Annotated in this window: 18 protein-coding genes; 9 read left to right on the top strand and 9 right to left on the bottom strand. The window is 63.6% G+C overall.

The genetic code is table 11. The annotated features are described in order from the left end of the window. Positions 1–27: 27 nt before the first annotated feature. Both NCR98_RS19950 and NCR98_RS19945 read right to left on the bottom strand, forming a co-directional pair. Positions 28–1,425 carry a hypothetical protein gene (locus NCR98_RS19950; protein ID WP_250527053.1) on the bottom strand — a complete coding sequence of 466 codons (1,398 nt, stop codon included), beginning with the start codon at positions 1,423–1,425 and terminating at the stop codon, positions 28–30. Between the two features lie 169 nt (positions 1,426–1,594). Then, entirely contained in the window at positions 1,595–3,838 is a 2,244-nt protein-coding gene (locus NCR98_RS19945; RefSeq protein ID WP_250527052.1) for a hybrid sensor histidine kinase/response regulator family protein, read from the bottom strand. A gap of 482 nt (positions 3,839–4,320) precedes the next feature. On the opposite strand from NCR98_RS19945, the gene hpnD reads away from it, so the two are divergent. The 5 genes from hpnD to NCR98_RS19920 all read left to right on the top strand — a co-directional run bounded on the left by hpnD (position 4,321) and on the right by NCR98_RS19920 (position 9,748). Next, positions 4,321–5,169: a presqualene diphosphate synthase HpnD gene (gene hpnD, locus NCR98_RS19940; RefSeq protein WP_250527051.1), complete on the top strand. Its 849-nt coding sequence runs from the start codon at positions 4,321–4,323 to the stop codon at positions 5,167–5,169. After that, positions 5,169–6,446 carry a hydroxysqualene dehydroxylase HpnE gene (gene hpnE / locus NCR98_RS19935; RefSeq protein ID WP_250527050.1) on the top strand — a complete coding sequence of 426 codons (1,278 nt, stop codon included), beginning with the start codon at positions 5,169–5,171 and terminating at the stop codon, positions 6,444–6,446. Before hpnD ends, hpnE begins: the two co-directional genes overlap by 1 nt. Continuing rightward, positions 6,446–8,425, top strand: coding sequence for a squalene--hopene cyclase (gene shc / locus NCR98_RS19930; RefSeq protein ID WP_250527049.1), 1,980 nt, complete (start codon positions 6,446–6,448; stop codon positions 8,423–8,425). The genes hpnE and shc overlap by 1 nt, the downstream gene beginning before the upstream one ends. Then, positions 8,422–9,156 (top strand): phosphorylase, encoded by a 735-nt coding sequence (locus tag NCR98_RS19925; RefSeq protein WP_502799777.1) that lies wholly within the window; start codon positions 8,422–8,424, stop codon positions 9,154–9,156. The genes shc and NCR98_RS19925 overlap by 4 nt, the downstream gene beginning before the upstream one ends. A gap of 121 nt (positions 9,157–9,277) precedes the next feature. Further along, positions 9,278–9,748, top strand: coding sequence for an acyl-CoA thioesterase (locus NCR98_RS19920; protein WP_250510440.1), 471 nt, complete (start codon positions 9,278–9,280; stop codon positions 9,746–9,748). Between the two features lie 70 nt (positions 9,749–9,818). On the opposite strand, the gene NCR98_RS19915 is transcribed toward NCR98_RS19920, so the two are convergent. Together NCR98_RS19915 and hpnN are read right to left on the bottom strand one after the other, a co-directional pair. Beyond that, positions 9,819–10,769, bottom strand: a complete 951-nt coding sequence (locus NCR98_RS19915; protein ID WP_244828864.1) for an MlaA family lipoprotein — start codon at positions 10,767–10,769, stop codon at positions 9,819–9,821. Next, positions 10,766–13,426 (bottom strand): hopanoid transporter HpnN, encoded by a 2,661-nt coding sequence (gene hpnN, locus NCR98_RS19910; RefSeq protein WP_250527048.1) that lies wholly within the window; start codon positions 13,424–13,426, stop codon positions 10,766–10,768. Before hpnN ends, NCR98_RS19915 begins: the two co-directional genes overlap by 4 nt. Positions 13,427–13,680: 254 nt before the next feature. Between hpnN and NCR98_RS19905 the strand changes: the two genes are divergently transcribed. The 3 genes from NCR98_RS19905 (at position 13,681) to NCR98_RS19895 (ending at position 15,098) form a co-directional block, all read left to right on the top strand. Beyond that, a complete protein-coding gene (locus NCR98_RS19905) occupies positions 13,681–14,295 on the top strand; it encodes an MlaC/ttg2D family ABC transporter substrate-binding protein (RefSeq protein ID WP_244828862.1) in 615 nt (204 codons plus the stop codon). A gap of 174 nt (positions 14,296–14,469) precedes the next feature. Further along, positions 14,470–14,706, top strand: coding sequence for a type II toxin-antitoxin system Phd/YefM family antitoxin (locus NCR98_RS19900; protein ID WP_250467577.1), 237 nt, complete (start codon positions 14,470–14,472; stop codon positions 14,704–14,706). Next, positions 14,703–15,098, top strand: a complete 396-nt coding sequence (locus NCR98_RS19895; protein WP_250467576.1) for a type II toxin-antitoxin system VapC family toxin — start codon at positions 14,703–14,705, stop codon at positions 15,096–15,098. Before NCR98_RS19900 ends, NCR98_RS19895 begins: the two co-directional genes overlap by 4 nt. A 62-nt stretch (positions 15,099–15,160) precedes the next feature. Here the strand turns inward: NCR98_RS19895 and hpnH are convergent, their stop codons facing one another. After that, a complete protein-coding gene (gene hpnH / locus NCR98_RS19890; RefSeq protein ID WP_250527047.1) occupies positions 15,161–16,315 on the bottom strand; it encodes an adenosyl-hopene transferase HpnH in 1,155 nt (384 codons plus the stop codon). 13 nt (positions 16,316–16,328) lie between these two features. Next, positions 16,329–17,300 (bottom strand): 4-hydroxy-3-methylbut-2-enyl diphosphate reductase, encoded by a 972-nt coding sequence (gene ispH, locus NCR98_RS19885; RefSeq protein WP_250510437.1) that lies wholly within the window; start codon positions 17,298–17,300, stop codon positions 16,329–16,331. Between the two features lie 463 nt (positions 17,301–17,763). Between ispH and NCR98_RS19880 the strand changes: the two genes are divergently transcribed. Beyond that, positions 17,764–18,966 carry a glycosyltransferase gene (locus NCR98_RS19880; RefSeq protein WP_250467574.1) on the top strand — a complete coding sequence of 401 codons (1,203 nt, stop codon included), beginning with the start codon at positions 17,764–17,766 and terminating at the stop codon, positions 18,964–18,966. A gap of 16 nt (positions 18,967–18,982) precedes the next feature. On the opposite strand, the gene NCR98_RS19875 is transcribed toward NCR98_RS19880, so the two are convergent. The 3 genes from NCR98_RS19875 to hpnA all read right to left on the bottom strand — a co-directional run bounded on the left by NCR98_RS19875 (position 18,983) and on the right by hpnA (position 23,180). After that, complete coding sequence (locus NCR98_RS19875; RefSeq protein ID WP_250467573.1) at positions 18,983–19,498, bottom strand: hypothetical protein; 516 nt, start codon at positions 19,496–19,498, stop codon at positions 18,983–18,985. 196 nt (positions 19,499–19,694) lie between these two features. Beyond that, positions 19,695–21,947, bottom strand: coding sequence for an NADP-dependent isocitrate dehydrogenase (locus NCR98_RS19870; protein ID WP_250467572.1), 2,253 nt, complete (start codon positions 21,945–21,947; stop codon positions 19,695–19,697). A 222-nt stretch (positions 21,948–22,169) separates the two neighbouring features. Further along, positions 22,170–23,180: a hopanoid-associated sugar epimerase gene (gene hpnA / locus NCR98_RS19865; protein WP_250527046.1), complete on the bottom strand. Its 1,011-nt coding sequence runs from the start codon at positions 23,178–23,180 to the stop codon at positions 22,170–22,172. Positions 23,181–23,258: the final 78 nt, after the last annotated feature.

Raw genomic sequence — 23,258 nt, 5'->3', positions numbered from 1 at the left:
ATTCGTCATTGCCTAAGCGTCCTGCAATTAAACGTGATGATGTCCCGTCACGCGATCCCAACCATGACGCACGGCAGCCTTGAAGCGCTCCCAGGTTCCGTCTTCCGGATGGCGCGTCTCCCACTCACGGCGCATCTCATATTCCATCTGATCGTCCCATGCGCGGCTGCGGAAGCGGTCGTCGTTGCCGAGCGTGGCGCCGTACCGATACGCGCCTTGATAATCCTCGTACGGCTCGCCGGTTGCAGCGTAGCGGGTGTCGTAGTCGGCGCGGAAGTCTTCCTCATATTCCATGTACTCGTTCGGCACAGCAGCCGTTCCAGCCGGTGAACCCATCGCGCCCATCGATTGCGACTGGCTTTGACTCAGCGTGCCGCTTCGAATCTGCGCGGGTTCATCGAGCGGGCTCAGCGGTTCGACCGGACGCCAGTCGGCGGCGTTATCGGTGCGTACGCCGGGCAGCGGATCGCCCATGTTGCCCGAACGCAGCGGATCGCGACCGGCAAGAGCGTCGCGCTCCGAAAGCGATTCGCCCGAGAGTTCGTCACGGGCGGCAAGCGGGTCGGCCGGCGTGCCGGTCAGCGGGTCGCGGGCAGCGAGCGGGTCCATGCCAGTGGTGGCGAGCGGATCGCGGCCAGTGACGGGATCGCGTCCCGAAAGCGGATCGGCGGCGGTGCGCGTCTCGACTTGCGTGTACTGCGTCGTCTCGTGACGCGTCGTGCCGGCATGCGGCATCAGCGAATCGTCTGCCGGGTCGCTCACGAAGTCGCGTGCACCCAGTGCGGCGGCATCGCGGCGCGTCAACGGGTCGCCGAGCGGATCGGCAAGCGGGTCGAGCAGCGGATCGGCGGCGGCGCCTGTGGCCGGGCTTGCTGCGTCGGTGCGCGGATAAGCGCGGGCGCGCATTGCGTCCATGCGCGCATCGTTCACCGGCTCGCGGCCCGGCACTGCACTGCCGCGTCCGAGTCCCAGTTCGTCGAGTATCGAATGATCGCGGTCATCCACGCCGGCTTGCGGCATCGCGGTGCCGTGTTCGAGCGTGGACCAGCTTGCGGCGCGCTCATCGATATCGATCGCGCCTTGATCCGCAAGCGTCGCGCGGGCGACATCGGCTTGCTCTTCGCTCGGGGTATCGACGGCTACGAGCACTGCGCCACGACGCACGGCTTCCGAATAATGCGCGACTTCTGGCGGCTGATCGCGCCCGCCGAAAAGCATGCTGAAGAAGCGCTCGATGTTCGCCAGCACGCCTGGTTCGGCGTGCGTTTGGGCATCGGGCATGACGGACGGCTCGGCGGCATCGTCGCGTTTTGGATTCGCTTGCAACTCGATATCAGCGCGCGGGAAGCCCGCTGTAACGAGGGCCGAGCGTGCGTCCTCGGCCTGCGCGTAGGTGTCGAAAACTCCGATGACGGTGTGTCGCATATACGCCTCCTGCGGATGGGCGGAACTTCGAAATCGGCAACGTTGCGAAGTTGCCGTGCATGTTTGCCCATCACGCAACGAGCGTGCCGGATGCGCCGTGGCGCGTCTGGCAAGGCTCGCAGCGATGGATCACGCAAGGCGCTTTTACAAAACTGGTACAAAAAGCAGATCAGCGGCCGATTGCCCGAGCTTCGTTGAGACGTTCGCGAATCTCGTGCAGCAAGGCGTCGAGCAGCGCGATATCGAATGGTTTAGACAGCACGCGCGCATCGACGTGACGGGCGCGGTCCAGTTCTTCCGCATAACCCGTGACGAGAATCACGGGGATGCGCGGCTCGAAGCGTTGCAGCATTTCCGCGAGGTCGATGCCGCTTATCTTGCCCGGCATGTGGATGTCGGAGAGCACCACATCGAAGGGAAATTCGGACGCTTCGCGCGCGCCTTCGAGCACGGTGACGGCGGTATCGGCGTTGAATACATAGCTCACGTGATGACCCATCATGGCGAGCAGCGCCTCCGTGCCGGCGGCCACTTCCTCGTTGTCCTCGACGAGTAACACGCGCAAGCCTTCGGTCTCCTTGACCACGGCGGGTTCGTCTTTTACCGCCGCGTTGGCCTCGGCCTCAGCGGCCGCGCGCGGCAGATAAAGACGCACCGCCGTGCCCGCGCCGATTGCGCTGTCGATGGTCGCGAGTCCGCCCGCGCGCTCGCAAAACGCAAACACCTGCGGCAAGCCGAGACCGGTGCCCATGCCTTTCGGCTTGGTCGTGAAAAGCGGCTCGAATGCGCGGCCCAATACTTCGGAACTCATGCCGAAGCCCGTGTCTTCCAGCGTGACCTGAACGAAATCGCCGGTGATCGGAAAGCCGTCTTCGTGACGGAAGCGCACGTTGTCGGCGCGCACGGTGAACGTGCCGCCGCTTGGCATCGCGTCGCGCGCGTTGACCGCGACGTTGATGAGCGCAAGCTCCAGCTCGGCGGGGTCGACGCGCACGGGCCAGACATCCGCGGTCACTTCGACGTGGAGCGCGACCTTCGCGCCAAGCGACGCGCGCAGCAGTTCGCGCCCCGCCGGCACCCATTTGCCGATGGCAATGGTTTCGCTGCGCAATGGCTGCTTGCGCGCCACGCCGAGCAATTGCCGCGTGAGCGACTGTCCGCTCTTGAGCGCGCGTTCCATCGCGGAGAGTTCACGTTCAAGACCGGGCGCGCCGCGCCGTCGCGCGATCTGCACGTTGGTCGAGACGATCATCAGCAGATTGTTGAAGTCGTGCGCCACGCTGCCAACGAGATTGCCGAGCGCTTCCATCTTGCGCGCCTGCCGGTAGGCAGATTCGATCGAGCGCCGCATCGACGCTTCGGCTTGCCAGCGTTCCCACGCTTCTTCCTCGATGGCGAGACGCCGCAGCGATTGTCCGATGACGCCCCACAGCACGATGCAAGGCGCGAAAATCGACAACGCGAGCACGCTCAAATGCCGATACCACTCGGCCCATAACGTGGAGATCGGATAGCCGCTCGACACATAGACCGGATAGCCGCCGACCCTGCGGAACGCGACGATCTTCAGCTCGTTGTCGAGCCCGGACATCATCTCCACGACGCCGCTGCGTCGTCCCGCGCGATATGCCTCGCGCAAGGGCGAACTGGCCGCGAGCGCCATGCGGTCGGGCGGCCGTTGCGGATACCACGCGAGCACTTCGCCATCGCTGCGTGCAAGGCCGAGCGAAACAGTCGGACTGTCGCCGAGGAGTTCGCGATAGAACGCGTTGAAATAAGCAGGACGCAGCGCAATCGACACGATGCCGTTGAACTTGCCCTTGTCGGTGCGTCGCACGACCGCCGTGTTGAAGACCTGTTCGCCCGCCACGCGCCCGAGCATCACGCGCGAAATCTGTTCGATGCTGCGGTCGTCGCGCATGCCACCGAAGTCCTCGCGCGTCGCGACGGACACATCGGGCGTCGGCCAGGTGCGGCTCGTCACGAGCAGCTTGCCGTCGGCGCCGAACACAGAAACGGCAGCGACTTGCTGATAGTTGTTGCTCATCATCTTGAGACGGTCGTGGATGAGACGACTGTCGCGGCGGATCGGTTCGTCGTCGAGTCCATCGAGCAGATCGACGATACGTTCGTTCAGCGTGACGTTGAGATCGAAGACCTTGAGCGCGTGCTCTTCGGCGACGCGTGCATTGCGGGCGACGGTTTCGGCGGCGAGCGCCTCGCGGTCGTGATAGTCGGTGTATGCGGTGACTGCCACGTAAATGCAGGGCAGCAGAATGGCGGCGACGAGCAACGCATAAAGCGTCAGGCGCTGTGCGGCGAAGTTGCGCTCGGGAACCACGGGGAATGGCGGTTCATCCTGCCTCTGTTCGGCGGCAGGATCGGCGTCGGACTCCTCACGTTGCAGCGTCATATTTGGCAGCGAAGTGGAAAACTTTACGCGCGCGCGTGTCGTTCGAAGCGTTGAACGCTTCGTTCACAGTGTTCCAAAGCACTTGAACGGATAGGGCTGTGGAGTAACCGGTTCGGGCAAGCACGAAGAATGCCGATTTGGGTTTAGAACGTGCGTGCGCGCAGGACTAGCGACATTACCAGAGAGGAGGGTATGCAGGTAAATACGATGCCGCCGCATGCAAGCGCTCGCGTCACACGTGCAAGTAACGCCGCTGAAAGCCACGCCGCTGAAAGCCACGCCGGTCAAGGCGCAGGCTCGATCGCCAAAGAATTGTTATACTCTTTGCCGCTTCCGGCGTACTTGCCACCGGCCCGCCGGCACTCATCGACTCGATCCACTCAGCGCCAAGCCGTTCCGCGCGCACCCGGAATCGTCGAGGCTGGCGTCATCCAACAATTCGCCCTCGGGGCGCGATAGCGAAAGAACTCGCGGAGTCCGTCTTGGCCGTTTCCCACACCATCGCTGACGAATCTGCTCCCGATGCCGCGAAGGCGTCATCCGGCAGCTCGTTTTATCTCGCGATGCGCATCCTGCCCGCCGACCAGCGGGACGCGATGTATCAGATCTACGCTTTTTGCCGCGCGGTCGACGATATCGCCGACGAAGGCAACTTGCCGCGCCGCGAACGCGCAATCGCGCTCGACCGCTGGCGCGAAGACATCGACGCGTGCTATGCCGGCGCGCCGCGAAAAACGCTCGAACCGCTCACGCGTCACATCCAGGCTTTCCAGCTTTCCCGCGACGACTTCCACGCTGTCATCGACGGCATGGCCATGGACGCCGCATGCGACATCGTCGCGCCCGACGAAGCCACGCTCGACCTCTATTGCGACCGCGTGGCAAGCGCGGTGGGCCGGCTATCGGTGAGAATCTTCGGGATGCATGAGGACGCCGGGCGACGGCTTGCACACCATCTTGGCCGCGCGCTGCAGCTGACGAACATCCTGCGCGATATCGACGAAGACGCGGGCATCGGCCGCGTCTACCTGCCGCGCGAACTGCTCGCGCGCGAAGGCATCTCGACGAGCGACGCGGCGAGTATCGTCGCCGATGCGCGCCTGCCGCGCGTGTGCGCCGTCATCGCCGAGCGCGCCAAAGGGCATTACGCGCAGTCGGACACGATCATGGCCGCTTCGCCGCGCCACGAAGTGCGCGCGCCGCGCATCATGTCGGCGGCGTATCACGCCGTGCTCGACGCCAATCTGAAACGCGGCTTCGACCTGCCGCGCGCGCGCGGGCGCACGCCGCGTGCGCGGCTGCTGTGGATCGTCGCGCGCCATCTTCTCTGATGTCACGGCTGGTACACGTCGTCGGCGCGGGCCTAGCGGGCCTTGCCGCAGCAGTTCAGGCGCAACGGCGCGGCGCGCGCGTCGTGCTTCACGAGGCGGCGGCGCATGCGGGCGGACGCTGCCGTTCCTATTTCGACGTGAGACTCGGCGCGACCATCGACAACGGCAATCATCTGCTGCTGTCCGGCAACCATGCGGCGTTGGGCTTTTTGCGTGCGATCGGTTCCGCCGATACGCTCATCGGCCCGAGCCAGCCCGACTACCCTTTCTTCGATTTTGCCAATGGCGCGGCGTGGACCATTCGCATGTCACCGGGACGCCTGCCGCGCTGGATTTTCGACGCCAACGCCCGCACGCCAGACACGCAGCCCGCCGACTACTTCGCGCTGCTGCCGCTCTTCTTTGCGAAGCCGGGCCGCACCGTCGGGGAATCGATGCGCGCCAAGGGCCCCGTGTGGGACGCGCTCGTGCGCCCGCTCTTGCACGCCATGCTCAACACCGAGCCCGCCGAAGCCAGCGCGGCGCTTGCCGCCAATCTGTTGCGCGAGACGGTCGCGGCGGGCGGACAGGCATGCCGGCCGCTCATCGCGCGTAACGGGCTTGCGCATGCTTTCGTCGAACCCGCGCTGCGGCTTTTGCAGTACGGCGGCGCGGACATCCGGCTGGGCGCGCGCGCGGCAGGTATCGCCTTTTCGGGCACGGATTCGCAGGAACGGGTAAGCTCCATCGCTTTCGAAGATCGCGCCGAGCCGGTCGTGCTCGCACCGGGCGATGGTCTCGTGCTTGCCACGCCGTCCGAAACCGCGCGCCGCCTCGTGCCGGATCTCGTCGCGCCGGACGAGTTTCGCGCCATCGTCACCGTGCATTTCGCGGTCGATGCGCCGTCCGATCTCGGGCCGATCACCTGTCTCGTCAACGGCACGGCTAATTGGCTATTCGCCAACGACGGCAGACTGAGCGCGACAATCGCTGCTGCGGATCACTTGCTCGCGACGCCGCACGACGAACTCGCGCACACGGTCTGGCAGGAAGTGGCGCGTGCGGTGCGGATGTCCGCCGTGCCCATGCCGCCCTGGCAGGTCGTGGCCGACCCGCACGCAACATTTGCCGCCGTGCCGTCGCAGGAAGGTTTGCGGGCCGCGACGCGCACGCGCTGGAACAACTTCACGCTCGCGGGCGACTGGACGGCGACCGGTCTGCCCGCGACGATCGAGGGCGCGATCCGCTCCGGCCAGAAGGCGGCGGACGTGCTGATGAACCCATCGATGGAACGCTGATGAACGATTTATCCCTGTCGGCCGTGGGCGCGCCGGTATCGAAAGCCGCGCTGGACCATGCCGTCACCGAAGCCACCGATGCGCTACTCGCGGCGCAACATCCCGAAGGCTACTGGCTGTACGAACTCGAAGCCGACGCAACCATCCCGGCTGAATACGTGCTGCTCGTCCACTATCTCGGCGAGGAAGCGAGTCCGACGCTCGAAGCGAAGATCGGCCGCTATCTGCGCCGTATCCAGCGCGCGGACGGCGGCTGGCCGCTCTTCACCGACGGCGCGATGGACGTCAGCGCCACCGTCAAGGCGTATTTCGCGCTGAAGATGATCGGCGATTCGCCCGACGCGGAGCATATGCAGCGCGCCCGGAGCGCGATTCTCGCCGCGGGCGGCGCGGAAAAGGTCAACGTGTTCACGCGCATTTTGCTGGCGCTTTTCGGCGTCGTGTCGTGGCGCGCGGTGCCGATGATGCCCGTCGAAATAATGCGTCTGCCGATGTGGTTCCCGTTCCATCTGTCGAAGGTCTCGTATTGGGCGCGCACGGTCATCGTGCCGCTGCTCGTGTTGAATGCGAAGCGGCCGGTGGCGAAGAATCCGCGTGGCGTGCGTATCGACGAGCTGTTCTTGGATGCGCCGGTCAATACCGGCATGCCGAGCCGCGCACCGCATCAGAGCCGCGGCTGGTTCGGCTTTTTCCGCGTGGTCGATACCGTTTTGCGCGCAACCGACAACGCGTTCCCGAAAGCGGGCCGTCAGCGCGCAATCGAGGAAGCCGTGCGTTTCGTCGATGAACGCCTGAACGGCGAAGACGGCCTGGGCGCCATTTTCCCGGCGATGGCCAATTCCGTGATGATGTACGACGTGCTCGGGTATCCGCCGGAGCATCCGCATCGCGCGATCGCACGCAAGTCGCTCGACAAGTTGCTCGTCATCGAAGAAGCCGAGGACGGCGAGGCGTACTGCCAACCGTGTTTATCGCCCGTCTGGGATACGTCGCTCGTGGCGCATGCGCTGCTCGAAACCGGCATGCCGAAGGCGCGCGCGGCGGTCGGGCGCGGTCTCGAATGGCTCTTGCCGCTGCAGATTCTCGACACGCGCGGCGACTGGGTTTCACGCCGGCCGAACGTGCGGCCCGGCGGCTGGGCGTTCCAGTTCGCCAACCCGCATTACCCCGATGTCGACGACACCGCCGTCGTCGCCATGGCCATGGAACGCGCCGACCGCGAAAACGGCTCGGCCATCTACGCCGAAGCGATCTCGCGCGGACGCGAATGGGTCGTCGGCATGCAAAGCAGCGACGGCGGCTGGGGCGCGTTCGAACCGGAAAACACGCAGTTCTATCTGAATAACATCCCGTTTTCGGACCACGGCGCGTTGCTCGATCCACCTACCGTCGATGTCTCCGCGCGCTGCCTTTCCATGCTCGCGCAACTCGGCGAAACGCCCGCCAACAGCGAACCGGCGCGGCGCGCGTACGACTACATCATGAGGGACCAGGAGCGCGACGGAAGCTGGTACGGCCGCTGGGGCATGAACTACATCTACGGCACCTGGTCGGCGTTGTGCGCGCTGAACGCGGCCGGCGCGGCGCCTACCGACTCGCGCGTTAAGCGCGGCGCGGAATGGCTCATTCGCATTCAGAACGCGGACGGCGGCTGGGGCGAGGGCGGCGAAAGCTACAAGCTCGACTATCGCGGATACGAACAGGCGCCGAGTACGGCATCGCAAACGGCGTGGGCCGTGCTCGGGCTGATGGCCGCGGGCCAGATCGAGCACCCGGCGGTGGCGCGCGGTATCGACTATCTCGTTCGCACGCAGCAAAGCCACGGTTTGTGGGACGAGACGCGCTTCACCGCGACGGGTTTTCCGCGCGTGTTTTATCTGCGCTACCACGGCTATCGCAAGTTCTTTCCGCTGTGGGCGCTCGCGCGATATCGCAACATGACGCGTGAAGGCCTGACGCGCGTGACGGCGGCCGTGTGAACGCGCCCGACGCGCGCTCGCTCCACGCATTGCGCCACGCGGCGGGCGGCTTGCCTGTCATTGCCGTGACCGGCATGGCGTTCGAGGCGAAGATCGTGCGCGGACGCGGCGTGGAAGTCGTGTCCGCGGCGCGCTCGGACTGGCTGGAGCGCGCGTTGTCGGACGCCATTTCGCGCGGCTGCACGGGTGTCATCAGCTTCGGAACAGCGGGCGGACTCGCGCCCGATCTGGAGCCGGGCGCGCTCATCGTGGCCAGCAGCGTGTGCGGACCTTTCGGCGAATTGCGTACCGACGACGCCTGGTCCGCGCGTATCGTCGATGCCTTCGCGGGCACGCCGCTACAGCGCCTCACGCGGCGCGGCGTCATGGCCGGCGTCGCCGCGCCGGTCAAGAGCGAAGCGGAGAAACGCTCGTTGCATTCGTCGACGGGCGCGCTCGCGGTGGATATGGAATCGCATATCGCCGGGGCGATTGCCCTCGCGCGCGGTCTGCCGTTCGCCGTGTGCCGCGCGATTGTCGATCCGGCATGGCGCACGCTGCCGCCCGCGGCCACGGCTGGTTTGCGCGATGACGGCACCACGGCCATCGGTCCGATACTGCGAGAACTCGCGCGTCAGCCCGCGCAACTTGGCGCCATGCTGCGTCTCGCCGCCGATGCCCGCGCCGCGCGAACATCGCTCGTACAAGCGCGTCACGCGCTTGAAACCGCGCATGCACTAACGTTCGATTGACCGCGTAACGTGCCGCTTGCTTTCTGCGGGTTAACCCGCATCTGCGTATAATCCGGGAAAACCCTAACAAAACTGCGTGCGGTCAGTCACGCGCGCGGGGTCAGCAGAAAAGGAAGCGCAAATGAATTTTCACACTCGCAAATGGGTCAAGCCCGAAGACCTGAATCCGAACGGCACCTTGTTCGGCGGCAGCCTGCTGCGCTGGATCGACGAGGAAGCTGCGATCTATGCCATCTCGCAACTGGGCAATCAGCGCGTCGTGACCAAGTTCATGTCGGAGATCAATTTTCTGGCGTCGGCGCGGCAGGGCGACATCATCGAACTGGGAATCACCGCGACGCATTTCGGCCGCACCTCGATCACGCTGCGCGCCGAAGTGCGCAACAAGATCACGCGCAAGAGCATTCTCACGGTCGAGAAAATGGTGTTCGTGAACCTCGACGCGCAAGGCGACCCGGCGCCGCATGGCCGCACGGCGATTCGCTATGCGGACGAGTTGTTCGAAGCCTATCGACGCGACCAGCGCGTGGTGGAAGCGCCGAAGGCATCGAGCGATGACTACATGCAGGAAGCCGCGGAAGAAACGCACTGAGGCAATTGAAACGGGCGCTGCAAAGCGCCCGTTTCATTTTGAAGCTGAGAAAAGCCTTGGCAACACAGGCTTACTTTGCGCCCGGATCTTCGTACTGCGGCACGTCTTGATCCTTGCTCGAACTCGACGGCGTGGTTTCCGCCGGCGCTGGCGACTTGCCGCCCATTCCGCCCGCTGGCGCGGCGGCCGCGCCCGGATCGGCGTAATTCGGCAGACCTTGCGCCGCGCTGCCGCCGCCCGTCGCGCCAGGAACGCCCGGCGCGCTCGCGGCATCGGGAGCGGATGCGCCTTCATCGCCATAATCGGGCAACGTCGCCGTCCCGCCGCCCGTCAACAAGTACTGCCGGCGCTGCGTGTAGGCATCGCGCACGAAGGCGTATTTGTCGAGCGCGGCCTGCGAGAGAAGATCCGTCGCGCCGATCAGATCGGCCCGCGCGCTCACGAAATTGATGCCGTACAGCGGCCAGCGGATTTCGTTATCCGCGTAGCTGATCGGGTTCACGCGCCAGTCGACGAGCCACGTCGTCGAGTCCCGGAACGAGCTCGGGCCGAGCAGCGGAATCACGAGATACGGGCCGGACGGCACGCCGTAGTGTCCGAGTGTCAAACCGAAGTCCTGATGATGCTTGGGCAAACCGGCCGGCGATGCAATGTCGATCAAACCGCCAAGACCGAACACCGAGTTGATGGCGATCCGCATCAAATCCTGCGTGGCGTCCGTGATCTTCAGTTGCAGCAGGTTGTTGGCGAAGTTGCTGAAGTCGCCGATATTTGAAAAGAAGTTGCTGACAGCCGTGCGGAACGGGCTCGGCGTGTAGTCCACGTAGAACTGCGCGACCGGCTTCGCGACGTAGGTATCGAGCGTGTCGTTGAATTTGAAGATCGTGCGGTTCATCGGTTCGAGCGGATCGCGCGGATTGCGGTCCGGTCCGGTCGCGCATCCCGCGACCAAAAGCGCGCTCGCAATCACCACACTCGTGGCCAGCTTGCGATGCGCACCAGCGGCTAAAGCCGTTCTCATTCTTCGATTCCTCTTAGGTTGTCGTGCCGCTGGCTCGCGCGCAGCTTCGCCCGATCGGCTGCGCGTACACGGCGGGGCTTGCCCATCAATACCGGCTGAAATACCACGGCGCCGATCAGCGTGCACAAAAGCGACAGCGCGAGCAGCCGCCCCATGCTGGATGTGCCGGGGTGATGCGAAAACCACAGACTGCCGAACGCGGTTGCGGTCGTTGCCGCGCTGAACATCACGGCATGCGTGAGACTCGATTGCAGCAAGCGCGTCTGGCCGGAGCGCCACGCCATCACGAAATAGATCTTGAACGCCACGCCGACGCCCAGCATGAGCGGCAACGCGATGATGTTCGCAAAGTTGAGCGGCATCCTGAAGACGACGCACAGTTCCAGCGTGACGATCGCGGAGACGAGCAACGGTACCAAAGTTCGTAAAACATCGCCCAAACGGCGCAAGGCGATCCACAACAACACGGTGATAGCGATCAGCGAGTAGATCGCCGCCTGCTGGAACGCCTTGATGATCGTCTCGGCCGAATGGCGCACGGAGATCGGACCGCCTATGGCGTTCGGCTCGGCGTGGCGCACGGCATCGGCGAAACGGGCGAGCAGGGTGTCGTCGTTCGGATCGGCGCCCGGCGGCACTTTCGGCGAGACATCGACGAGCGCCTGACCACTCGGCGTAACCCACGTCTCGACCATTTGCGGCGGCAAGGTGGCGCGCGTGATCTCGACCGGCTGCAACAGCGCGCGCAACTGTCCGAGCGCGAGGCGCAATGGCTCGGCCATCGCGTGGTCGGCGCGATCGCGCGTGGCGGCATCGGCGGCGGCGAGCTTCTTGAGCGTGGCGGAGAGATGCTGCGCTTCGGCCGCGCCCGCGCCGGGGTGATCGTCGGCCGCGAGCGACAGCGCACCCGCGACACGCTTGAGCGTGGCGACGCGCACTTCATCCGTCACGGGCGATGCCACCGGCTGGTTCAGCGCCGGCAGCAACTGATCGGCGGCAGCCTTGATGAGCGCGAGCTTTGCCGGCTGATCGGCCGGAATCAGCGACGACAACGTGGTCGCGCGATCCACTTCCGGCAGCTTCTGGAGCTTCGCCGCGATGCGATCCGCTTCCGCTAGCGATGGCGCGAGCACCGCGACATCGTTGACCGCGCCCTCGGGTGAATCCTTGAGCGAGGCGAGCGTCGCCATCGACTCCGTATGCGGATCTTTCAGATGCAGCGGGTTGAAGTCGAAGTGCAGATGGAACAGGAGCGGCAACGCGCCGACCACGACGACGAGCGTGCCGATCAGCACCGGCTTGCGATGCCGGTCGAGAAATTCATCGACGGGGGCGAGCACCGGAAAGCCCGGCGCGCTTGCTTCGCCCGGCGGCGCAAACACCTTGATGAGCGCGGGCAGCAAGGTCATGTTGGTGATATACGCGACGAACATGCCGACGCCCGCGATCAACCCGAGTTCCGACACGCCGCGATACGCGGTCGGCAGAAAGGAGAAGAAGCTCGCGGCAGTCGCGGTGGCGGCGAGCGTCAGCGGCACGGCCACATGCCGCGCGGTTTCGGCGAGCGCCACGTCGAGCCGCTTGTGCTTGTGCCGTTCCTCGCGGTATTTCACGCCGAACTGAATGCCGAAGTCCACGCCCAGACCCACGAACAGCACCATGAACGCGACCGAGATCATGTTGAGCGCGTGGACCATCATGAGGCCGAGCGCGGCCGTGATCGCGAGCCCGACGAAGAGCGTGATGAACACCGCGAGAATCATGCGCTTGGAGCGCAACGCAACCCACAGAATGACCAGTACGACCAGGAACGTGAGGATGCCGTTGAGCTCGGCGCCATCGGCCACGGAGGCGAATTCTTCGTCGGCGAGGGGTTGCGCGCCGGTCAGATGCAGCGTCGCGCCGTACTTCTTGTCGAGGTTCAGCCTGGCCGCCACGGCGCGAATTTCGTCCGATGAACCCGCCGCCGCCTTGAGCGCGTTGAAATCGAGTTCCGGCAACACGGTGACGAACGCGCGCGCCGGTCCGGTGCTCTTTGCGGAATCCGCCACGTCGCGCCAAGAGAAGGCAACCGGCTGATTGGCCAGCACGCCGTCGAGCACGGTCGCGCTCTTGCCGAGCAAGCTGGCCATCTGGCCGAGATTGATCTGGCCTGTCAGCAGCGGCACATTGAGCGTGGTATTCAGCGTCTGCGCGAGGCCGGTGAGTGTCGGGTCGTGCGCGAGCGTGTTGATGAGCGGACGCGCCTGCACGAGCTGCTTCGTGACTTCATCGACCTTGGCGGCGGGTAAGTACAAAAGGCCGTTGTGCTCGAAGAAATCGCCGCCTGAAGGTTGCGACACCGACTTGAAGCGCGCCGGCTCCTGCTTGAGCGCGGCGGCGAGTGCGTTCGCGGCGGCATCGGCGAATTCGGGGGCCGCGGCTTCGACGACGATCAGTAGCGTGGCGCCGCGCTGCGGAAACGCGGCGTCGATTGCCTTGCTGCGCGCGGCCCACTCCGGCTCGTTCTCGATGAGTTGGCTGACATCGGTGCTGATCTTGAAGTGATGGACGACATAAATCGTGCTCAGCACGCCGAGCAGCAGCGAAATGGCGATAATCCACGCCGGACGGCGTATGGCGATGGTGACGAAGCGAGTAATGTTGGACGTCAGCATGAAGACGCTACCTGGTGTGTCCTGTTATTTTTGCGGGCCGCGTGCTGCCGGCGAGATGATGCGCGCCGGCGTCCGGCGATGCCGCGCAGTATACCGGTCGATGCCGGGCACGAACGCGCCATGCGTCTTGAACTGTCGATGCCCCCGCGTGTCGATATACTGGCTCGACGCGTGCCGGCTGCATCGGCGTTACCGGGTATTGCGCCGTCCCCATACCAATTCCAACCTCAGAACTCATTCAGAGAACGGGTGCCATGAAACGCTATCTGTCCATTTGCTTCGCATTTCTCCTTGCCCTCGGCCTGTCCGGCGAGGCTTTCGCGCAAACTAGCCCCGACGCCGTCGTCAAGGCCGCTGTCGAAGGCACCGTCGACGCGATGAAGGCCGACCCGCAAGCGCGCGGCGGCGACATGGCGAAGATCACACAACTCGTGCAAACGCGCTTTTTGCCCGCCACCGACTTCCAGCGCACGACGCGCATAGCGGTGGGCAAGGCATGGGCCAGCGCCACGCCCGAGCAGCAGAAACAGCTTTACGACCAGTTCCAGACGTTGCTTGTGCGGACCTACGCGGCTTCGTTGTCGCAATTACGCGATCAGGACGTCAAGTTTAGCTTCGAGTCGCCCAAGGCCGATGCGAACGCGCGCGACGTCGTGGTCGAATCGCACGTCGTTTCGACTGGCGGCGACAATCCGGTGCGTTACAGATTGGGTAAGACGGCGCAAGGCTGGAAAATCTACGACATCGACATGATGGGCGCGTGGCTCATCCAGGTCTATCAGCAACAATTCGCGGGGCAACTCCAGAAAGACGGTGTCGATGGGCTGATCAAGTATCTGTCGGAGCACAATTCGCGCTCGGCGGGGTGACATGGAGGCGCAATGGCGCCTGCGACGCCATTTGCACCAGCCAGATTCATGTAACAAGAAACGCGACGGTGATGAGCCGTCGCGTTTTTTTTGTTTATGACGCGCCTGTCCTGTTTTCCTATACCATTTGGCCGAGTCTAAAATGACTATCGTTACGTGACCAGGGGCATTGTCATGGCTGTCAAGCGAGTTTCGAAATCCGAGTTCAAGGCGAAAGCGTTGGAGTACTTTCGTCTCGTGGAATCGACAGGAGAACATATGATCGTGACAGACCATGGCAAGCCCGTGCTCGAAGTGCGGCGCTACGACAACTCATCCCTCACGCCGCTGGAGGAATTGCGCGGAAGCGTGTTGCGCTATGACGACCCCATGGAGCCCGTTGGCGAGGACGACTGGGAGGCGCTGGAATGATCGTGCTGGACACGCACACGTTGCTTTGGTGGGTGAGCGGAGCGGCGCTCGGCAAGCTAGCTCGGGCAGCGATCGAGCAAGAATTGGAGGAAGGCGGGGAGATTGTGATCTCGACCATGACCGCATGGGAAATCGCGATGTTGGTGAAGCGAGGCCGGGTTGTCCTCTCCGCGGACGTTGGCGACTGGCTCGACAAAGTGAGTCGAATAGAAGGCGTGCGCTTCGTCCCCGTGGACCGAAACATCGCAGTCAAATCCGCCGATTTGCCGGGCGAGTTCCACAAAGATCCGGCAGACCGCATGATCGTGGCGACGGCGCGTTCGCTTTCTGCACCTCTGGTCACGAAGGACCGGAGAATTCGCGACTATCAACACGTCAAGACCATTTGGTAACCCGAAAACAAGAAGGGCGGACAACCAGAGTCATCCGCCCTTCCATCAACCACCCTCGGCCATTAATGCGCCGCGGCGGGTGCCTTCGATCCCTTGCCCTTCGACATCCGCCCGATCTCTTCCAGCTTGATCTCGACGTGCTTCGAGAACACGTACTCGGCCGGACGCTGCTTGTCGATTGGCAGATCCTTCGCGTACGCGCCTTCCGTACGCGGGCCGCGCATCGACACACCGAGCGCCTTAAGCGGATGCGCCACGGTATCCATCACGGCGGTGGCTTCGAAGCCGCTATGCACCATGCAGTCCGCGCACTTCTCGTAGTTGCCCGTGCCGTACTTTTCCCACTCGGTGGTTTCCATCAGTTCCTTGAAGGTCTTCGCGTAACCTTCACCGAGCAGATAGCACGGACGCTGCCAGCCAAACACCGTGCGCGCCGGGTTGCCCCACGGCGTGCACTGATACGTCTGGTTGCCCGCGAGGAAGTCCAGGAACATGGCCGACTGGCTGAAGGACCAACTCTTGCCGTTGTTGCCGCGCTTGAAAATCTCGCGGAACAACGTCTTGGTCTTGTCGCGGTTCAGGAAGTGCTGCTGATCCGGCGCGCGTTCATAAGCATAGCCGGGCGACACCGTGATGCCGTCCACGCCCATCGGACCGAGCGTATCGAAGAACTTGGCGACGCGATCGGGATCGGCGTCGTTGAACAGCGTGCAATTGATGTTCACGCGGAAACCGCGCCGCTTCGCTTCCTTGATCGCCTTCACGGCCTTGTCGTAGACGCCGTCTTGCGATACCGAGTGATCGTGCGCCTGCTGGTCGCCATCGAGGTGAACGGACCAGACGAAGTACGGGCTCGGCTCGTAATCGTCCATCTTCTTTTCCATCAACAGCGCGTTCGTGCAGAGATACACGAACTTCTTGCGCGCGATGATGCCCTTCACGACCTGCGGCATCTCCTTGTGCAAGAGCGGCTCGCCGCCCGCGATGGAAACGACCGGCGCGTTGCACTCGTCGACCGCGCCCAGGCACTCTTCCAGCGACAGACGCTGGTTGAGAATGGGATCCGGATAGTCGATCTTGCCGCAGCCGTTACACGCCAGATTGCAGCGGAACAGCGGTTCGAGCATCAGTGCAAGCGGGTAGCGCTTGTTGCGCGAAAAATGCTGGCGAAAGATATAGGCGCCAACGCGGACTTTCTGAAGCAGCGGAATAGACAATTGCTTGCTCTCCTTATTCTTCGCGGGTGGCCGTCGCTGCCGTGGTCGCCAGGGCGGCGAGCGGTTGCAACAGCTTCGCGGGGAGTTTGAATTCGACCTTTTCCTCGCGGCCTTCCATCGTCGTGACTTCAACGTGGCCGAACGCGCGCAGGGCATCGATCACATGTTTGACCATTTCCTCGGGCGCCGAAGCACCCGCGGTGATGCCGACAGTCTGCGCCTTTGCAAACCATTCGGCCTTGACTTCCGAACCATCGGCGACGAGATAACTCGGCACGCCGGTTTCCGCGCCGATCTCGCGCAGCCGGTTCGAATTGGAACTGTTCGTGGCACCTACTACGAGCAAGACATCGACCTGAGTGCTCAACTCGCGCACGGCGGCCTGGCGATTCTGCGTGGCATAACAAATGTCGCGCGTGTCCGGACCCACGATATCGGTGAAACGGCGCTGCAAGGCGTCGATGATGCCGCGCGTGTCGTCCACCGAAAGCGTGGTCTGCGTGACATAGGCGACCGGGGCATTGACAGGCAAAGCTAGCGTTTCCACTTCCGCCTCGCTTTGCACCAGCACGACCTTGCCCGGAATCTGCCCGATGGTGCCTTCCACTTCCGGATGCCCCGCGTGGCCGATCAGAATGAGTGTACGGCCTTGCGAGACATACTGCCGGCCCTGCACGTGAACTTTGGTGACGAGCGGGCAAGTGGCGTCCAGCACGTCGAGCCCGCGTGACAGCGCGTCTTTCTCCACCTTCTTCGCGACGCCGTGCGCGCTGAAAATGGCGACCGCGCCGTGTGGCACCTCGTCGAGCTCCTCGACGAAACGTGCGCCCTTGCCGCGCAGATTGTCTACAACATGACGGTTGTGAACGATCTCGTGACGCACATACACCGGTGCGCCATGCCGTTCCAGCGCCCGATCGACGATTTCGATCGCGCGAACCACGCCCGCACAAAAGCCGCGGGGTTGAGCAAGGATGATACGCATATTCGAACGAACTCCGACTGGCGCGGGTTTCGGATCAGGCGGCGCGATGCTCGCGCGTTCCATGGGACCACATTATCGTGCCGGCCATGCCGCAAACGGGCGGCTTGGCAAGCCCGGAATGCAGACCGGAAAAAACGACGTGCCGGGTTCGGTCTGCATGCCGAAGATGACCGCGTATTCTAACTCGTTCCCTTTATGGGTGCTTGTCGCATACGTTCCGGCTGAGCCTTGCGGCACGCGGCAATACGGCGACCGGCATATCCCATTAAACTGTCGGGTGCTCCGGGCGGGGCGCTCGCTCGCCACGGTGCGATTGCGTCGTTTGCGCCTTGTTTGCGTGCCTCGCGCGTTATTCCTTCGTGTATTTTTGGCGCAACGCCCCGGCCCGCTGCAATCCCTGATCCGACCTGATTCAACGCAAGCGCACTCGGTCGTCCGAGCTGCCGCCCTCGACTTTCATCTCATGCTACTGATCGCCTGGCTGTCATTTCTGATCTGGATCGTGTTGCTGTTCGCCCGTGGCGGCTTCTGGCGCGCCCAGCCCGCACCCGCGCTTTCCGCGACGACCGTGCACGCGGTCGGCAAAGCCGAAATTGCCCGTCGCGGCGCGTGGCCGGCGCTCGTGGCCGTGGTGCCCGCGCGTAACGAGGCCGACGTGATCGGCCGCGCGGTCGGCTCGCTGCTCAGGCAAGACTACGCGGGCGCGTTCCACGTGATCGTCGTGGACGATCACAGCACCGACGGCACCGCCGCCGCCGCACTCGCCGCCGCCCGCGATCTCGGGCTCGATGACCGCCTGACCGTGCTCACCGCGCAACCGTTGCCGCCTGGCTGGTCGGGCAAGGTATGGGCGCAGTCGCAGGGCATCGGTGCCATCGATTCGCTCGGTCTGCCCGCCGAATTCCTTCTGCTTACCGATGCCGACATCTACCATCCGGCCGATGCCGCCACGCAACTCGTCGCGCGCACGATTTTAGAAGACCGCGATCTCGTCTCGCTGATGGTGCGACTGCGCTGCGACTCGCCGTGGGAGAAGGCGCTGATTCCAGCGTTCGTGTTCTTCTTCGCGAAGCTGTATCCGTTCGCGTGGGTCAACGACGTGCGGAAAACGACCTCGGGTGCGGCCGGCGGCTGCATGCTGGTGCGCCGTTCGGCGCTGGTGGAGGCGGGCGGTATCGAGTCGATCCGGCAGGAACTCATCGACGATTGCAGTCTTGCCGCGCGCATCAAGCATCGCGCGGGGCGCAACGGCGCGCGGCCCATTCGGCTCGATCTGGCCGAATCGAGCGAGTCGCTGCGTCCGTACGATCACTGGCGCGAAATCTGGAACATGATCGCGCGCACCGCGTTCACGCAGTTGCGCTACTCGCCGCTTCTGCTCGCGGGTACGGTGCTGGGCATGGTGGTGATCTATCTCGCGCCGCCGTTGTTGGCGCTCACGATGGGCGCGCGTGCCTGGCCCGCCTGCGCGGCGTGGGCGCTCATGTGCATTGCGTATGGGCCGATGCTGCGCTACTACCGGCGTTCGCTGCTGTGGGCGCCGTTCCTGCCGCTGGTGGCGCTGTTCTACGTGAGCGCGACGATCGGCTCGGCCGTGCGTTACTGGAGCGGCAAGGGCGGTCAGTGGAAGGCGCGCGTGCAGGCGCCGACGCAGGAAGGCTCCTGACCGACTTGAACGCGCGTTACTTCTTCGTCAGAAGGGCATACATCTCGACGACGGCGTGCGGCGAAAACGTGAACGGCACCCAGCCGTGTCCGCCGTGACGCATGATGAGCAGTCGATCCCCGTTTGCGTGCTTCTGCACGGCCATCAGCGGGTTTTTCGTTGCCGCGAAACGCCAGCCGGGCGCGATGCCGCCAGGCTGATCCGGCGTCATCGATGCACGCACGTTCGCCAATTCCTCGATCAGCTCCGACACGCCTTCGGGACTCAGCAGCACCGATTGGCCGGCGATCGTCATTTCGATTGCATCGCGGTCGGGGCGCGAGACGGTCAGCGTAGGCTTTTCCGCGGGTCTTGCGGCTTGCTCGCGCTCGGCTTCCGCGCCGAGCGGCGCAGGTTCCGCAGCGGGCGCGACGGGCTCCGCGCTCGTCACGCGCATGGGCAGCGGAGCGGGTTGGTCGTCTGGAGAAGTAGCGGACTGGAGGAGCGTGTCGAGGCTCGACTCCAGCGCGCCGAGCTGGTCATGTAGATTCATGCGAAGGTATCTGTGTCTTTCGATGCTGGCAGCGAGACCGTGATTTTACCTTCTCCGTCAGGAGCCACCGGGCACACGTTGTAACGAAATGCTTGGAAACGGCTGCCGATGAAGCGCTTCGCCGTTCCCCGCCGCAAAGAAAAAGGCGTCTTCCGGATTGCACCGGAAGACGCCTTTCGAGACGGCGCCGACTACTTTACTTCGCGCGTGCCTGTGCTTCGGTCAGTGCTGCGTTGAGCGTCTTGCTCGGACGCATCACCGTTTCGAGCTTGGCCGGGTCCGGCTGATAGTACCCGCCGATATCCGCCGCATTGCCCTGCACGGCGTTGAGTTCGTCGATGATCTTCTGCTCGTTGTCGCCTAGTTGCTTCGCGAGCGGCGCGAACAGTTCGGCGAGTGCGCGGTCTTCCGACTGGTTCGCGAGTTCCTGCGCCCAGTACATGGCCAGATAGAACTGGCTGCCGCGATTGTCAAGCTGACCGGTCTTCGGCGACGGGCTCTTGTTGTTGTCGAGCAGCTTGCCGGTGGCGGCATCCAGCGCCTTCGCGACGAGTTTCGCGCGCGCGTTGTCGTTCTTGATGCCGAGTTCTTCCAGCGATACCGCCAGCGCCAGAAACTCGCCGAGCGAATCCCAGCGCAAATGGTTTTCTTCGACCAGTTGCTTGACATGCTTCGGCGCCGAGCCGCCCGCGCCGGTTTCGTACAGGCCGCCGCCCGCCATCAGCGGAACGATGGAGAGCATCTTCGCGCTGGTGCCGAGTTCCATGATCGGGAACAGGTCGGTCAGGTAGTCGCGCAGGATGTTGCCCGTCACCGAGATCGTGTCCATGCCGCGGATCACGCGTTCGAGCGTGTAACGCATGGCGCGCACCTGCGACATGATCTGGATGTCGAGGCCCGTGGTGTCATGGTCCTTGAGATACGTCTCGACCTTCTTGATGAGCTCGTTTTCGTGCGGACGGTACGGGTCGAGCCAGAACACGGCCGGTGTGCCCGAGTTCTTCACGCGCGTGACGGCGAGCTTGACCCAGTCGCGGATGGGCGCGTCTTTCACGAGACACATGCGCCAGATGTCGCCTTGCTCGACTTCCTGCGTGAGCGAATCGAGCACTTCGTTGGTCGCGTTATCGACGATACGCGCCGTGCCGGCTTCGCTGATCTCGAAAGTCTTGTCGTGCGAGCCGTATTCTTCGGCCTTCTGCGCCATCAGGCCGACGTTCGGCACCGTGCCCATGGTGCGCGGATCGAACGCGCCATTGGTCTTGCAGAAGTTGATGATTTCCTGATAGATGCGCGCGAACGTGCTTTCCGGGATCAGACACTTGGTGTCTTGCGGACGGCCGTCGGCGCCCCACATCTTGCCGCCCGCGCGGATCATGGCGGGCATGGACGCGTCGACGATCACGTCGTTCGGTGCGTGCAGGTTCGAGATGCCTTTAGCGGAATCGACCATGGCGAGCGCCGGGCGATGTTCATGACAGGCGTGCAGGTCGCGGATGACTTCATCGCGCTGCGATTCCGGCAGCGTGTCGATTTTCGAGTAGAGATCGACCAAGCCGTTGTTCACGTTGACGCCGAGTTCCTCGAAGAGCTTCGCGTGCTTGGCGAACGCGTCTTTATAGAACACCTTGACCGCATGACCGAACACGATGGGGTGCGAAACCTTCATCATGGTCGCCTTCACGTGCAGCGAAAGCATGACGCCCGTCTTGTGCGCGTCTTCCATCTGGTCTTCGTAGAACGCCACGAGCGCGTTCTTGCTCATGAACATGCTGTCGACGATCTCGCCTTCCTGCAGCTTGACCTTCGGCTTCAACACGATGGTTTCGCCGCGCTTCGTGACGAGTTCCATGCGCACTTCACGAGCCTGGTCGTTGGTGATGGACTTTTCGCCGTGATAGAAGTCGCCATGCTTCATGTGCGCGACGTGCGTACGCGACGCCATGCTCCATTCGCCCATGCTGTGCGGATGCTTCTTCGCAAAGTTCTTGACCGCGAGCGGCGCGCGGCGGTCCGAGTTGCCTTCGCGCAGCACCGGGTTCACGGCCGAGCCGAGGCACTTGGAGTAGCGCTGACGAATGGCCTTCTCTTCGTCGTTCTTCGGCTCTTCGGGATAGTCGGGCAGCTTGTAGCCCTTCGACTGCAATTCCTTGATCGCGCTGATCAGCTGATGCAGCGACGCGCTGATGTTCGGCAGCTTGATGATGTTGGTGTCTTCGAACTGCGTGAGCTTGCCGAGTTCGGCGAGGTTGTCCGGCACGCGCTGTTCTTCGCTCAGGAACTCGGGAAACTCGCCGAGGATACGCGCGGCGACCGAGATGTCGCTCGTTTCGACATTGACGCCGGCCGGCGCGATGAAAGTGCGGACGATCGGCAGAAAGGCGCTGGTTGCGAGCAGCGGAGCTTCGTCGGTCAGGGTGTAGATGATAGTGGGTTGCTGATTACTCATCGCTTGTCTCGACTTCGCAGAACAGGTTGGAAAAAAGCGCCGGCTGCATTCACCCTTCCGGCCGTGAATCCGCTATTTTGCATGATTTTGAGGGGCGCGCGTGTGAAAGCTGGTCGCCGCGCGAGCGTAAAACAAAGTATTTTTATTTCAAATCAATAACTTGTAAATTTTTAGGTCTTATAGAAGAGTTGAGCCAGTCTCGCAATGCGGAACGTTGCGCCGTCAACTGCCCAGATAGCCGTTCGTACGGAACCAGTCGAGCGCGTCTTTGAGCCCTTCGCGATACGGCCGCGCGCTGTAGCCTAGTTCCCGATCCGCCTTTGCCGATGTGAAATACATCTTGTTCTTCGACATGCGCAGCGCGTCCACCGTCACGAACGGCTCCTTGCCGCTGAACTTGGCGAACATCTCCGCGCCCACGGCGAGCGGATAAAGCGGCCCGCGCGGCAGCTTGATGGTCGGTGGCTTCCTCCCGACGAATCCGGCGATGTCCGCGAGCATCTGCTGCAATGGCAGATTCTCGCCCCCCAAAATATAACGTTCACCGATCTTGCCGCGTTCGAGCGCAAGAAAGTGGCCGTTGGCGACATCATCGACATGGACGAGATTCAGGCCCGTATCGACGAAAGCGGGAATCTTCCCTGTCGCCGCTTCGACGATGATGCGCCCGGTAGGCGTCGGCCGCACGTCGCGCGGACCGATGGGCGTCGAAGGATTCACGATCACCGCCGGTAACGCGTCATTCGCGACCATGCGCTCGACGGCGCGCTCCGCCATCACCTTGCTGCGCTTGTACGCGCCAATGGTGCTCGCCGTGTCCGACGGCTTCGTCTCATCCGAGATTGCGCCCGAACTCGTGACCTTGAGCGTCGCCACGCTGCTCGTGTAGACGATGCGCTCCACGCCTTCGGCCAGCGCCGCGCGCATTGTCGCCTCGGTGCCCTGCAGGTTCGCGCGCTCGATTTCGCCCGGGTCCGGCGCCCAGATCCGGTAGTCGGCGGCCACATGGAACAGATAGCGCACGCCCTTCATTGCGGCGCGCATTGAGGCTTCGTCGCGCATGTCTCCGACGACGATCTCGGCATCGAGCGCTTCGACGTTCTTGCGCGGACTCGTGGCGCGGACCAGCACGCGCACCTTGAAACCGCGCTCGATCGCGAACCGCGCAACCGCCGAACCCACGAAACCGGAGGCTCCCGTGACAAGCACGCGTGAGCCGGAAAATTCAGTCATTCTTACCTCGCCCTTACATTTGCGCGGCGGTTTTTTCGTAACAAGTGCCGCGCGACAATGGATGCGTCAAGAACCCCC

It is taken from the genome of Caballeronia sp. GAWG2-1 (genome assembly GCF_023631405.1).
Lineage (GTDB): Bacteria > Pseudomonadota > Gammaproteobacteria > Burkholderiales > Burkholderiaceae > Caballeronia.
Note: the sequence above shows the minus strand (reverse complement) of the source record. Positions and strands in the feature narration are given on the sequence as shown.

Bases quoted from the DNA above. Each gene is read 5' to 3' on its own strand.
- NCR98_RS19950 (WP_250527053.1), bottom strand. From the start codon at position 1,425: ATGCGACACACCGTCATCGGAGTTTTCGACACCTACGCGCAGGCCGAG.
- NCR98_RS19945 (WP_250527052.1), bottom strand. From the start codon at position 3,838: ATGACGCTGCAACGTGAGGAGTCCGACGCCGATCCTGCCGCCGAACAG.
- hpnE (WP_250527050.1), top strand. From the start codon at position 5,169: ATGTCACGGCTGGTACACGTCGTCGGCGCGGGCCTAGCGGGCCTTGCC.
- shc (WP_250527049.1), top strand. From the start codon at position 6,446: ATGAACGATTTATCCCTGTCGGCCGTGGGCGCGCCGGTATCGAAAGCC.
- NCR98_RS19920 (WP_250510440.1), top strand. From the start codon at position 9,278: ATGAATTTTCACACTCGCAAATGGGTCAAGCCCGAAGACCTGAATCCG.
- NCR98_RS19915 (WP_244828864.1), bottom strand. From the start codon at position 10,769: ATGAGAACGGCTTTAGCCGCTGGTGCGCATCGCAAGCTGGCCACGAGT.
- hpnN (WP_250527048.1), bottom strand. From the start codon at position 13,426: ATGCTGACGTCCAACATTACTCGCTTCGTCACCATCGCCATACGCCGT.
- NCR98_RS19905 (WP_244828862.1), top strand. From the start codon at position 13,681: ATGAAACGCTATCTGTCCATTTGCTTCGCATTTCTCCTTGCCCTCGGC.
- NCR98_RS19900 (WP_250467577.1), top strand. From the start codon at position 14,470: ATGGCTGTCAAGCGAGTTTCGAAATCCGAGTTCAAGGCGAAAGCGTTG.
- NCR98_RS19895 (WP_250467576.1), top strand. From the start codon at position 14,703: ATGATCGTGCTGGACACGCACACGTTGCTTTGGTGGGTGAGCGGAGCG.
- ispH (WP_250510437.1), bottom strand. From the start codon at position 17,300: ATGCGTATCATCCTTGCTCAACCCCGCGGCTTTTGTGCGGGCGTGGTT.
- NCR98_RS19880 (WP_250467574.1), top strand. From the start codon at position 17,764: ATGCTACTGATCGCCTGGCTGTCATTTCTGATCTGGATCGTGTTGCTG.
- NCR98_RS19875 (WP_250467573.1), bottom strand. From the start codon at position 19,498: ATGAATCTACATGACCAGCTCGGCGCGCTGGAGTCGAGCCTCGACACG.
- NCR98_RS19870 (WP_250467572.1), bottom strand. From the start codon at position 21,947: ATGAGTAATCAGCAACCCACTATCATCTACACCCTGACCGACGAAGCT.
- hpnA (WP_250527046.1), bottom strand. From the start codon at position 23,180: ATGACTGAATTTTCCGGCTCACGCGTGCTTGTCACGGGAGCCTCCGGT.